8 protein-coding genes are annotated in these 13575 nt (G+C 60.0%); 7 read left to right on the forward strand and 1 reads right to left on the reverse strand.

Features of this window, described 5'->3' with window-relative positions:
- Positions 1-129: 129 nt before the first annotated feature.
- From ACSQ84_RS11640 to ACSQ84_RS11660, 5 genes are all read left to right on the forward strand, one after another.
- A complete protein-coding gene (locus ACSQ84_RS11640) occupies positions 130-1086 on the forward strand; it encodes a glycosyltransferase (protein ID WP_436211807.1) in 957 nt (318 codons plus the stop codon).
- Between the two features lie 3 nt (positions 1087-1089).
- Positions 1090-3849, forward strand: a complete 2760-nt coding sequence (locus tag ACSQ84_RS11645; protein WP_436211808.1) for a hypothetical protein — start codon at positions 1090-1092, stop codon at positions 3847-3849.
- A gap of 103 nt (positions 3850-3952) precedes the next feature.
- On the forward strand, positions 3953-5488 hold the full coding sequence (locus tag ACSQ84_RS11650) for a hypothetical protein (protein WP_436211809.1): 1536 nt from the start codon (positions 3953-3955) through the stop codon (positions 5486-5488).
- 148 nt (positions 5489-5636) lie between these two features.
- A complete protein-coding gene (locus ACSQ84_RS11655) occupies positions 5637-6578 on the forward strand; it encodes a glycosyltransferase family 2 protein (protein WP_436212270.1) in 942 nt (313 codons plus the stop codon).
- Between the two features lie 123 nt (positions 6579-6701).
- On the forward strand, positions 6702-8579 hold the full coding sequence (locus ACSQ84_RS11660) for a sulfotransferase domain-containing protein (protein ID WP_436211810.1): 1878 nt from the start codon (positions 6702-6704) through the stop codon (positions 8577-8579).
- Positions 8580-8634: 55 nt separating this feature from the next.
- On the opposite strand, the gene ACSQ84_RS11665 is transcribed toward ACSQ84_RS11660, so the two are convergent.
- Positions 8635-10473 carry a hypothetical protein gene (locus tag ACSQ84_RS11665; RefSeq protein ID WP_436211811.1) on the reverse strand — a complete coding sequence of 613 codons (1839 nt, stop codon included), beginning with the start codon at positions 10471-10473 and terminating at the stop codon, positions 8635-8637.
- A 263-nt stretch (positions 10474-10736) separates the two neighbouring features.
- On the opposite strand from ACSQ84_RS11665, the gene cysD reads away from it, so the two are divergent.
- Both cysD and cysC read left to right on the forward strand, forming a co-directional pair.
- A complete protein-coding gene (gene cysD, locus ACSQ84_RS11670) occupies positions 10737-11642 on the forward strand; it encodes a sulfate adenylyltransferase subunit CysD (RefSeq protein ID WP_436211812.1) in 906 nt (301 codons plus the stop codon).
- On the forward strand, positions 11635-13527 hold the full coding sequence (gene cysC, locus ACSQ84_RS11675; protein WP_436212271.1) for an adenylyl-sulfate kinase: 1893 nt from the start codon (positions 11635-11637) through the stop codon (positions 13525-13527). Before cysD ends, cysC begins: the two co-directional genes overlap by 8 nt.
- Positions 13528-13575 lie beyond the last annotated feature (48 nt).

The following is a 13575-nucleotide window of genomic DNA, read 5'->3' on the forward strand; positions in this document are numbered from 1 at the left end:
GATTTTTGATGCGAGCGAGATTGCAACCTGTGTTCGAACACGGCTTTGAAACCCGTCGCAGTTCGTTTAAGGAGAGGCACGAGCCCTAATCTCGGCAGTCAAACAGGGGGTTCCGATCGCGGAAGCTGAATGCGAGTTTCAATTATTACGTTGACGATCGATTCGTCGAACTATGTCGACGAGGCGATCGGCAGCGTCGAGCATCAAGGGCCGTACGAACTCGAGCACATTGTCGTTCACGACGGCACCGAGAGCTTTACCCGGCGGCTGGCGCAGAAATATCCGCACATCAAGTTCGTCGGCGGAAGCGGCGCCGGCGCCACGGCGGCGGCGGCACTGGGCGTTGAAGCGGCGACCGGCGACTTTATCCTGCTGGTTCACAGCGACGACCGGATCCGTGCCGGGGTCCTTGCGAAATTGGCAAGCGAGGCGGCCGCCAGGCCGGATGTCCAAATCTGGACCGGCGGCGCGCAGATGTTCTGTACGCTGCCGGACGGCAAGGAACTCGTCGTTCGCCGCATGGTCGGAGAGGAAATGACGCGGTTGTCGCTTGCGAACGTTTGCGACGATACGCCGCTATTGTCGGCGCGGTTCTGCCACCGCTCGGTGTTTTCCCAGATCGGCAATTTCGATCCGATGTTTTCCGAGAGCAGCGACCGCGAATTTCTGCTTCGGGCGGCGATCGCCGGCGTGCCGGAAGGCTCGCTCAATGTCGTCGTGTCCGAAATGAGAATGCATCAGGAGTCGCGGACCATGCATTTGCGCAACGGAGTGACGCCGCCCTATCTGGAAGAGCACGCCCGCATCGCCGATCACTGGCTGGTTCGCGCTGACATCGCCGACGACGTCCGGCGTTTCCTGCGAAACTGGCGGGCGCGCGAGGTGCTCAGGCTGGTCGCCTATCAATGCCGCGCCCGGCAGTGGAAGGAGGCCGCGTCGGCATTTTTTCGCGAGGAACGCGCCGACCCCTTGTGGATTCTGCGTGCTTTAAGCATCGTGAGCGCGCGCCGGCGCCGACACAGGCTCTACAATGGCAACGCGGTTCAACAGCTGGTCGATCGCCTCCGCGCGACCGAAACGAAGTGACGCATGAGCTCTGGAAAAATCGCACCCGAATTCTCGTTCCGGTTCACCGCCGAAGACATTCAGGATTCCTATGGCGCGGCGGACACCGCGTTCGCGCGTGGCGATTTCCTCAATGTGGCGCAGATGGCGCCCGCGGATTCCGAACTGCGGGCCTGCGCGCTGATCCTGGGCGGCTTGCCCGAACAGGGGCTGGCGATCCTCGATAGGCTGAGCACCGTCAGCGATCGGGCGCGGTTGTGCCGGGCGCTGGTGTTCTGGTCCTTCAAGCGGGATGCGGAGGCGGATGCGGAATTAGCCGAGGTCGGCGGCGCAGAATTCATTCAGGCGGCTACAGCTTTCCGCAACCTGATCACGCGCGACGACGTGACCATCTTCATCCCCGGCGCCATCCTGTCGGTATTTCCGGAGCATTATTCGGAGAGCTTCATTGCGCCGGTCTACAAATATGGTTCGATCACGGTCAAGTACGTCGGAAGCCAGCTGGCCAGCAATGCCTACGACTATTCGCCGACCGATTCATTCAGCGAGTTCATCGACCGCTTGCCTGAGCGAGAGCGGCCGGACCTGATCTTTTCGCTCAGCCCGCAATGGCTGGTGGCAAAGGATTTTCACAAGGTCACCGTTCCCAAGGTGATCTGGTGTCACGACTCGGACGCCTTCCAATACCGCAACGTCGATAATTATGCGCTCTACGACGTTGCGATCTGCAACTGCTCGCAGGAACATTTCGAACTCAGCCAGGGCACGCCGGGGCTCTACTGCGCCGCCAACATGCTGTTGCACCCGATCGCGACGCCGTTCCCGGAGGCGTCGCCGCACCGTGAGAAGCTCGTCGACATCATTTTCACCGGCTCGGCGCTGGCGCCATTCCATTCCGAGAAGCCCCGCTTCCTGTTCAACCTGTCCTCGCTGGCCCCGCGCTACAAGGTCAAGGTGATCGAAGGGCATATGCCGGAGAAGGATTATTTCGAGGTGGTCTCCCACGCGAAATTTCTGCCCATCGTCAATCGCTATGCCGGCTCGCCGTCGCCGCGCTGGCGCGATGCGCTGTCCAACGGGGCGTTTCTGCTGTTTCCGGAAGGATCGTTCTACGACCAGATCGCGCCCGGCTGTTATTCGTTTCGCGCCGAAACCATGACGGCCGACATCGCGGCTCACCTCGATCGCTGCGCCGCCGGCGACCCGGACTACGAGTTTGCGACGGTGGTCCCTGTCGTGAACGAGCGCTTTGCGATTCATCGCGAACCGCGGGAAGAGACCTATCACCGGCTGCTGAAATACGCGCTGTTCATGGGATTGGTCTGGCCACACGCCACCGCGGTGCCGAAACGGCCGCGGCAGCGGCGGCTGGTATGGCTGACGCCGGCGGTCGATTGCGGAGTGTTCGGGACCGAGCATATCCGCGAGCAGATCGCGCGTTTCGGCGAGAAGGTGGGGCCGGACGATCTGTCCGACGAGGTCGACTACAACAACGCCGCGCATCTGCATGCCCAGGCGGTCTTCACGTTCCACGAGAACCGGAACGCCAAGAAATGGGCGGCGCGGGCCGATCATTATTTCAGGGAAGGTCTGGCGCGTTTCCCCAATTCGCTGCTGCTGCTGTTCAACGAGGCGCATTGGAGCTTTTTCAAACCTGGCGCGAACGTCCGGGCGGCGGAAGAAAAATTCCTCGGCATCATCGACCGCCACGAGGAGCTGACCTTCGATGTGCGCGGCGCGGACGTCGCCTTTGCCTATACGCTGCACGGCGCCGACGAGGTGTTCCCCTGCTACGAATATGCCGACGTCGCGACCAGCGAACTGGTGCTGGAGAATACGCCGCAGCTTCGCGACCGCAAGCCGATACCCTACAGCACGCGCGACATGATCTTCTCGGCGTGTCACGGCTACGTGGGCTGGGCCAGGATCAAGCGCAACGACAATGAAGGCGGGCTGGCGTGGTTGGGGCGCGGCACCGAACTCTACCCGCACGGGCTGCCGATGCTGCGTCTGTATTTCGACACGCTGCTTCGGCTGGCAGCAAGCGTGCCGAAGCTGCCGGCGCGACTTGCGTCCGATCTGGCCGAGGCCTTCATCGCGGTCGCCAACGTCAATCCGTCGATCCTGCTGACGCACGTCTACACCATCGTGCCGATCCTGGCGGAGAACGGCGAGCGTCAGGCGGCGAGGGAGGTGCTCGCGGGATGGCATCAGCTGGCCAACATCGTGCACAAACTCCGCGTCGACGACGAGGCCCATCAACTCGCGCTGTTTGGACTGCTGTGGAACCACCGCTCGCTGCTGCCCAAGACGTTGCTGGAGCGGATCGATGAGGCGCTCTGGGATCCCGAGTCGGTGCAGGATCTGACGCAGCTGGAGCGGCGCATGATCGAGGTGGCGCGGATCAGCACCTCTCCGGAGAAAAGGCGAAAATGGTGGTCGCTCAAATCCGACAAGGCCCGCGCCAATGACCAGATCGCCCGCCTGCTGGCCGAGAGCGGTTACGGCCAGGAGCGCGTGCTGTTTTCCAGCATCCTGCGTGCCATGCGGTTCTGGCTTCGTGCTCCCGGCGACGTGCGGCGGGTCTATCTCAACAAGGCGACGCGCATGCTGTTGCGCGGTGACTTCAGGCAGGCCCTGGTGCGTACCCAAAAATGGTCGGCTTCCAGCAAGTGGTCCAAGGGCGATGGCCTGAACGCATTTCCGAGGCGGCGAAAATGGGGAATCTCGGCGTTTCGCATCTGGCTGATGCGGCTGGGCAGAACCTCTGTTCGGCATGACTGAGCAGCGGGCATCGATTCCATGGCGGTTTCTGGACAGCGCGGGGATTGCCCTGACGGTCCGCATCGCTCAGGATCGAAGCGATGACGGTATGAGGGGTGGCTAGATGGGGCGTGTCGTTCGGGTCTTGATGAAAATGCCGGCAGTGCGTCGCGTGATGTTGCGGCTGGCCAATATGGAAGCTGCGATTGCGAAGCAGCAATCGTTGCTCGATGCGCTCGATGGTCAACGGGCGCAGATGAGCGCGGAGCAGGCAGGCCAGCACGCTAAATTGCAGGAGGCCGTGGCCAAGTTTGAGCGGCAGCAATCCCGGATAGCCGTCCTCAGCGATAACGTTCACATCCAGCAAACGCAGGGGGCCACGTTGCTTGCACAGCAGGCGCGGGCGGCTACGCGTGATACCGTTCAGGCCCAGCAAGCGCAGATCGACGCGCTGCTCGCGCAAATACGCCAGTTGGCCGCCGATCACGAAAAACACAGTGCTGCTTTGGCCGAGGTCTCTCAGCATCTGCCTCCAGCGCAACGGGCCAATCTCGAGGCCACCCTCCATGGACAGCAGCTTCAACTTGGGGCCTTGAACTCGACCATCACCGCGCAACAGATGCAGCTTGCGGCGCTCAACGACATCGTTCGGCAGATCAGCGCCGCACCTGAAAGCAAGCCAGCTGCTGTTGTGGAGGCCGCGGCGGCGGAGAGCACCCAAGACCAGCCTTCTCGGCCTATCGTCAAACCCTACACGTTCGAGCAGTTGGTAAGCCGACAAGTGGAGCGCCTCGGGCCGGATCTGGTGCTCAACATCCATATTCCAAAGGCAGCCGGCCACACGGTGAATGCTCTCTTCCGGCAGATGGGATTCATCCCGCTTTCGCTCGACATGAACACGAAGGATTTCTTCGGTACATTCCGGGAGGACCGCTGGTTTGAAAACTATGCCGCTCCACCGCAGCGAGATCCATACCTGCTGACCGGGCACATGCGGCTGGATCAGCCGATCTTTCGCCGGCTCTGGATGCAACATGTCGTCGTGTCGATGTTGCGCGACCCGGTCGAGAGAATGATCTCAAATTACAACTTCACGCTGCGCAGGACCAGAAATCCCTGGCACGATGAAATCGTCAACAAGGGTATGTCGTTCGTTGAATATTCGAACAGGATGCTCGAGGCGATCGGCCCGCAATACAGCTTTTTTGACGATACCGGCCAAGGGACATTTGCTCGAACCGGGATGGCGACCGCTCAGGAGTGCTTCGCGAATCTGCTGACCAAGGTCAGCTACTATGGATTGAGTGATCGCTTTGACGAGTTTGCCGTAATGTCCGGCTATTTTATGGGCCGCGCAAGGATTTTGGCGGTGCCGCCGATCAATGTCACAAAGGACATCGACGATACAATTGGCTTCCCGCCGAAGACAGAGTTAACCGACGAAGAACGAGACGGCCTTACCACGGCACTTAAAGACGATATCTGGTTTTATCAGCAGGCGGTCAAGGAGTATGAGAGGCGCGTCAGTGATCATCGGCTGCAAGCCGTATTATCGCAAGCGCTGCCATTGGTTGAGTCGAGTCGTGAAGCGATAAGCAAGGTTTTGGTCCTGGAAGATCCTGCGGACCCGAGCCGCCGCACCTTCCATCTCATCAAGTGACCCAAGCGGCGCGGTCAAGTTTCCAATCATGCCCGGGCACTCTGGCTCGGCATCACGCAGTCGCAAGGCTCGCTATGTTGACGCAGGCTGACCAAAACCATCCACTTTTCGTTTCACGACACCTTGCTGATTTCGATAATGCGTGGAAATGGCCGCCTTGCCCAAGCCGAGACTGACCATCGTCATCCCGATCCGGAATCGGCAGGAGCTTGGGGAGCGGGCGTTGAGAAGTGCCGCGGCCCAAACTGTTTCGCAAGCTGACATCATCATTGTTGACGATGCGTCGGAGCCGCCATTTCAGATTCCTGCCGACCTGCAATCGAATCAATCGATAAGACTTTTGCGCCACCCTGATAATCGCGGGGCCGGTTCTGCAAGAAATACCGGTATCGCCGCAGCCGATGCGGATTGGATCGCATTCCTCGATTCGGATGACTATTGGCTTCCGGCAACGTTAAGCCCTCGTCTTGAGAGTGCCGAGACTGGTTTCGCAGCCGATCGCAATCCATTGGCGGTCTACGCGGCGGGCTTCATCCTGGAGAGCTCGCTCACGAAAAAGCTGGAAACCCGCATACCGCGCGAAAGTGCCGATCCGCTGGATTTCGCGAGCGCCTGCTGGTTTGCGCCCGGTTCGACGCTGCTGGCGCGCAGGGAGGTCTTTGATCGCGTCGGCCCTTACGATGTCGAATTGCGCCGTCTTGAAGATCTGGACTGGTTCTTGCGGCTGGCGCTTCAGGGCGGCTGCCTGAAGGTCTGGAACAAGCCAGCGGCGCTCATCGCAGACGAGTCGCAATTCCCCGGGGTTCATTTAACCCAGGCGGCAGCGCGCCTGAGCCGGAAATATCTTGCGAAAGAAAGCCCGGATCGTCTGTCCGGCAAACTCGCTCGTCGGCTCAGCGCTTACCTGAATATTGAGCGCGCTGCGTTCTGCTCAAGCCACAAGCAGTGGTTTGGCCTGTTGTTATACCTCGGCCGGTCATTTTGTCAGGTTCCCCGTACCACCCTGCATCTGGCCCGTTTTTGGCATTTCGAGCCGCCGCCGCCTGATATTGAACCGGCCAGCGAGCGCGGATTGCCCACTAGCACGTAGCTTCGGCCTACCAGTGGAGTTTTCGCGGTCCACGTCCCTAACGCCGCGCTCGATATTCATTGTGGATTGCTCGCGAACTGCCAGATCGGATATGCTGGAAACAGTATTTGTTCGGAAGCTAACATGACCGTCGTCAACGGGTCGCCTGATTTCATCAAGCAGACGCTCAAGCAAGAACTTCGGCCGGCGAGACGGCTCCAGTTGGTCGCCAAGCCTTATTCGGATCGATGGGCCGCATTCCCCAATGCGGGCCGTCGATTGGTGATGTTCGAGAACACCGACGTTGCAAATCTGGTTAGCGAAGGCTTTCTGCAAAGCGCGGCAGACGACACCTACGTTCTGAGTTCCCCCGCGCCTGCACCAAAAATATTTGTCGTGTGCACGCCCAAAAGCGGATCAAGTTTCCTCGTCACGCTGCTGCAGAACATCACTGGATTCGGTCACTACAATCCCGTATTCGCCGACGAACAGATGCTGGAAGGGGATCCGTATTTGCCGAACATGGAGGTTGCGGCCCAGTGGCCGTCAGTCTCGCAACTGCACTGCCATGCGAAACCAAAGACCTTGGCGCTGTGCGAACAGTTTTCGATCAGGCCGATCTTCCTCACGAGAGATATTTATGACTCTTTGCTGAGCATGAAAGAGTACATCGATCGCGTTCCTCATCACGAGCTATTTCCAAACTACTACGAACTGGCTACCGAAGACGAAAAGCGGGCCTTCATTGTCAACGTGTACGCGCCGATAATTGTCCGGATAGTGTCGAGCTGGCGCGATGCATTCAGCGAACAAAGAGTCCCGATCTATTGGGAAACATACCGTAGGTTTTTCGGTGATCCCATGTCAGAGACCAGGGCGATACTGCGACACCTGGGTCTCGAATATACGGATCGACAGATTCAGGATGCTATCGAACGCACGCAAAATGAAGCCGGCATAACAAAGCTGAATAAGGGAGTGTCCGGTCGAGGACGTGCGGCATTTGCCGAGCACGAGCGACGGCAGGTTGAGGCGCTGATAGAAAGCTTTGGAGGGTTTGATCCGTCGGTCTTCGAGGGGATTCCGACGGTGAGCCCGGACAATAGCGAACCGCTCGCTGCCAACCTTGTCGAAAAGGGACGCAAGGATCGGTCGCCACGACCGATGGCCGACCATGTCACGTCCGAGCGGCCTTCGGGCAGCACTGAGGTTCGAGCGCAGGAACTAATGCAGCTTGGCGGCGGCAGAGGGTCTGTTTATCGTTTCGATGAACTCCTGACGCCGCAAGAGTCGCAAGCGCCGCCGCTGATATTTCTTCATGTGCCGAAGGCTGCTGGGTCAACGCTCAACGCCATTTTCATGAAGAATTACAAATTTCGTGCTGATAGCCGGGGAGACAGCTTCTTCTCACGCTACACGCCACGCGAGTTGGTAAATTTAGCAAACGCGCCGAGATCGGAAGATGATCGGACTCGGCCAGGATTTTTCACCGGACATATCAATCTGGATAACGAAATCTTCCGCTCCATGCCGGTCAGGTATGTTGCGATTACACTGCTGCGCGACCCGGTCGATCGCGCGATCTCGCACTATCGCTTCAACTCGACGCAGCCCAGCGTCTTCCAGGACGCTATTCGGGACGGGCTGTCGGTCGTTGACTATTGTCGCAAGTTCGCGGATGCAGTTGCGACACAATATAGCATATTTGCGCCGCAGGATGGAGTTGATGCGGCGATACGGCGCTTGGAAGAGGAAATATCCTTCTTCGGGCTCCAATCGGAGTTTTCGCAATGCGTTGAGGCGTTGGGGGTGCTACTTGGGCTCCCAACGAGAACGTACAGGAATTTGAATGCAACTGCGACCGATGCTGCCACCGTGACGCCGAGCGAGGTTGCCGAACTGCAATCTCTCTTCTCGGAAGATGTCAAGTTTTACACCCGAGCGGTTGAGATTTATCGCGAGCGAATGATGAGGCTACCAAAGCCGGCTAGCGAGCACCGTTGGGCAAGGTACTATTCGTAAACGGCTCCAGCTGCCCGATGACTTTGAGACGGTCGGCGTGCCATTCGCGGATCGCCTACCAGCAAGTAGCTTCGGCCTGCCGGTTGAATTTTCCGGGCTTGCCTGCCTCGCGCGCGATGTTCGAAGCCAGGTCGGATCGCGCAGCCCATCTTGAGAGATCAATCGCACCGTTGGCCAGATGCGCTTCGATATTTGCCGTTGTCAGGCGCACGCCAAAATCGGCGGGCACGACGCGGGCGGGATCGCCATGTTCGAGGAGCCGGTCAAGAATGAGATCACCGGTTTCCTTTCGGTAATGTGACCATTCCCAGAACCAGCGCATCGGCGAACGGTCACCCGGCTCTGGTATGCGTTCGGCTGTGACAGAACCGGGTGCGCTGAAGTCCCAGAGAGGAAACGGCTGGCGTCCGGCTTTGGATGCTTCCTCTTCGTTGATCCGGACCAGTTCTCGGACCCAGAACGCGTAGCGTTCTCCGAGACCCAAGGCATTGATTGTTGTGCGTACCACCGCATGCAGCGGCGTAATGAACAGCCTGAGATCAGTGCCTTCTGCATGAGCCTTTTGGATCATGAAACGAAACGGATCGAACGTCGTCATTCCGGCTTCGGTTTTGGTGAAGCAGTACTGCCTTGCTGGGGGAACCAGCATCGGATTCCATGGTCCGTTCAGCAGTCGTGTGCGCATCGCAGCCCCGGGGCCGCCAATGCGGTCCAATACCGCTTCTTGACCATGCCACACTCGCATGCCTTCCGAATTAAAATCGGCCGGCTCGGCTTGCCTGCGGAGCGTGGAGATGGCGTCACGCAGGGTGGTCGTGGAAAACACCAGGCTGAAGCGTTCCTTCGCATGGAAGATCGCCTGGCCTAATGATGCAAACCGTAAAATCAGGCGGTCGAGCATGTCGGCGGGATGGCCGGCTCCAATGAGGCCTTGTTTGCGGCCGGTTGCCACGTAGTGCAAGTAGCCGTCCCGATATTCGCCGCGCGCTATGCGAATCCGCACAAAGGGATTGGCGGCGAGATATCGTTCCTCATCCCAGTCCGCTGGGCGAAACCCGCCAAGCCGCTTCTCGGCCTGTCCCGCCGCGAGCCAATGGTGATATCCGCTTATGAAGCTGCCGTCCTTGACGGCGGCGGCCACGTCGGGATGCACCTGGAGATAGCCTGTTTCATCCCAATCCGCCGGTACGGTTGCGCCCTTTCGACGCTCAGTGCGTCCGGCAAGCTCGAAATGCTCTCGTCCGGACTTGAAATCCTTGCGGATGACCGCTGCTGTCACATCGGCGTTGACGGCAAGATAGAGCGCCTCATTCCAGTCCCCGGTGCTGTCCGACGCCACTTTGGGTTTGACGCGATTCCGAAGTGCAAGATACTGCGCGAATTCCCGGGCAGTGCTTTCGTGAAAGCGTTGCTCTGTAAGCGTGGACGCAAGCGGGAAATTGATGTTGAAGGCAAAGAAATCCAGGCCGACGACCGCCTGCTTCAGCGGCGCACCGTGCTTCTGGGCATGCAGGAACGCAAGCATCACGGCGTAGGAATTGGACGAGGGAAGGGCGAAGTTGAAGACGGTGCCTGGCGCCCACCCCTTGTGCCTCGGATCGATGCCGACCTCGACGCGAGAGCTCCCCAGGGCCACGGCGCTGGGGCGCAGGCGGGCGACCTGGTAGGGCTTGGCCATGACCACCTGAGGCTCGTAGGTGGGCCGTACCACATTGACGCCAGGCCAGCTCGGGGCTCCCCACACGAAGTAGGGATCGACCGCGATCGTAAGGGCCGCAAAAGCTGCCGGCGGCATCAGCAGGAACACGAATATTGCAACCACAAATCGGCGATAGCCCGCAGGCGGCGCGGAGGCCTTGATCCCGAGCGGGACATCGTGGGGGATGAACGTCAAGCGGGCGTCGCGATCAGGTTGCGCAATCGAGAGCGTTTCGGATAGTTTCGACTATAACGGGTCTCCGCCCGAGCGCATAGTCTGCGAATACCGCGCCAGATGGTTTGCGTGCTAAAGCGGGGCGAGGCCGCCGGAAAGTCTCTCACAGGAAGAGCCAGTTTGATTCGCCCGATCGACCAGCACGGTTTTGGTATCAGCTCGTTGCGGCACGCACGGGGTGAACGCCTTGACGGCGTTCACATTGGCAATCGCGGGCTTCGGTGATGGCAAATTTGCCTTCCGATCTGCGTCGCCTGGAGGCCGAAGCGATCTTCATCTTTCGTGAAGTCGTCGCCGAGTGTCGCAAGCCGGTCATGCTCTATTCGATCGGCAAGGACTCCTCGGTGATGCTGCATCTGGCGCGCAAGGCGTTCTATCCGTCGAAACCGCCGTTCGCGCTGCTGCATGTCGACACTACCTGGAAATTTCGCGACATGATCCGGTTTCGCGACGAAACCGCCGATCGTCTCGGGCTCGATCTGATCGTCCACGTCAATCGCGAAGGGGTTGCACAGGGCATCGACCCGTTTCAACATGGATCCTCCGCCTATACCAACGTGATGAAGACCGAAGCGCTCAAACAAGCGCTGGTCGCGCACGGGTTTGACGCGGCGTTCGGCGGGGCGCGCCGTGACGAGGAGCTGAGCCGGTCCAAGGAACGCGTGTTTTCGTTCCGCTCGAAAAACCACGTCTGGGATCCGAGAAACCAGCGCCCGGAATTGTGGAACATTTTCAACTGCCGGATCGCACCCGGCGAATCCATTCGCGTGTTTCCGATCTCCAATTGGACCGAACTCGACGTTTGGCGCTACATCGAATGCGAGGATATTCCGGTGGTTCCGCTGTACTTTGCGGCAGAGCGGCCGGTGGTGAGGCGCGGTGGAAATCTCATCATGGTCGATGACGAGCGGCTTCCGATCGGGGCCGACGAGGAGGTGCGCGCCCTTACCGTTCGCTTCCGGACATTGGGCTGCTATCCGCTGACAGGCGCGATCGAATCCAGCGCCGCTGATGTCACCGATATCGTGCGGGAACTGGAGACGGCTTCGATGTCCGAGCGACAGGGGCGGCTGATCGATTTCGATCAGGCGGGATCGATGGAAAAAAAGAAGCGTGAAGGCTATTTCTGATCCGAAATCCAATTCGTCGTCCGGCCGGCGCGCGGCTTCGGTCCAGCGCGACTTGCTGCGTCTCATCACCTGTGGGTCGGTCGACGACGGCAAGTCGACGCTGATCGGCCGGCTGCTGCTCGATTGCGGCGCGGTGTTTGAAGATCGCCGGCAGGCGTTGGAGCGGGACTCGAAGGTCTCGGGAACCACCGGCGACGCGCCTGACGCCGCACTGTTGCTCGACGGGCTGCAGGCCGAGCGCGAGCAGGGCATCACGATCGATGTCGGCTACCATCATTTTGCGACGCCGCGCCGGCGTTTCATCGTCGCCGATACGCCCGGTCATCTGCACTATACCCGCAACATGGTGACGGGTGCGTCGAGCGCGGACCTGGCCGTGCTGCTGGTGGACGCCGGCAAGCAAATGCTGGAGCAGACCCAGCGGCACGGCTTTATCTGCGCCTTGCTCGGGATCCGGGACATCGTGCTCGCCGTCAACAAGATGGACCTCGTCAATTTCGAGGAGAGCGTCTTCAATGGGATTCGCGAGGCCTTTGCGCGCTTTTCCGGGTCGCTGCATTTCCGCAGTGTCGTCGCGATTCCGACCTCCGCCGTTCTCGGCGATAACGTTACGCGGCGCAGCGAGCGCATGCGCTGGTTTCAAGGACCGACGCTGCTCGAACACCTGGGGGTGGTCGAGGTCAACCTTGATGCGCCGCAGCGGCCGTTCCGGATGCCCGTGCAATGGGTCAATCGCCCCGATGCGGAGTTTCGCGGTTACGCCGGCACGGTGGCGTCCGGCGAACTCAATCCTGGCGACGAAGTCCTGATCGCTCGCACCAACGTCAGGACGCGCATTGAGCGGATCGTTTCGATGGACGGTGACCTCGCGTCAGCCGGCGAGGGCGACGCCATCACCGTGGTGTTGGCCGACGACGTCGATGTCTCGCGCGGGGACCTGCTCGCCGCCCCGGACAAGCCGCCGCAGATCGCCGATGCGTTCGCCTGCGATCTGGTCTGGATGTCGGAAACTCATTTGCTGCCCGGGCGCAGCTATCTGCTGAAATGCAGCAGCCGAACGGTCGGCGCCACGGTCACGAGCCTGAAATACCGCGTCGACATCACGAATTTTGCCCATCTGGCGGCCAGGCAGCTAGAGCTCAACGAAATCGCCTACGTCAATCTTGCAACGGCCGAGCCTATCGCCGTCGATCCTTATCAGCAGAACCGGACAACCGGGGGCTTTGTCCTGATCGACCGCTTCACCAACGAGACCGTCGGGGCCGGCATGATACGCTTCGGTCTCAACCGGGCGGCCAACATTCACCACGCCGATTTCGACGTTACCAAGCAGGCGCGCGCCCAACTGAACGGCCAGCGCCCGGTCATTCTCTGGTTCACGGGATTGTCGGGGGCGGGAAAGTCAACAATTGCGAATCTGCTCGAACGCAAACTGCATGCGCTCGGCAGGCGAACCTATCTGCTCGACGGCGACAATGTTCGTCAGGGGCTGAATCGCGACCTCGGCTTTACCGAAGCCGACCGCGTCGAAAACGTTCGCCGCGTCGCCGAGACCGCAAAACTCTTTGTCGATGCCGGCCTGATCACGCTGGTTGCGCTGATCTCGCCGTTCCGTGCCGAACGCCGGATGGCGCGCGGGATCGTGGCGGAAGGTGAATTCATCGAGATATTCGTGGATACGCCGGTCGAGATCTGCGAGCAGCGCGATCCAAAGGGACTCTACGGCAAGGCAAGGCGCGGCGAATTTCGCAACTTCACCGGTATCGATTCGCCTTACGAGCGCCCCGAGCATCCGGAATTGATCCTCAACACGGCGGCCGAGACAGCCGAAGGTCTCGCCGAGCAGGTCCTGCAATTTCTGCGGCAGCGTGGCGTACTGGTCTGATTCCCGGCATGGACGACCCGGCATGATTGCCAGCGCAATTTGAAGTAG

Origin of the sequence: Bradyrhizobium sp. LjRoot220 (assembly GCF_964252915.1) — a bacterium.
GTDB lineage: Bacteria > Pseudomonadota > Alphaproteobacteria > Rhizobiales > Xanthobacteraceae > Bradyrhizobium.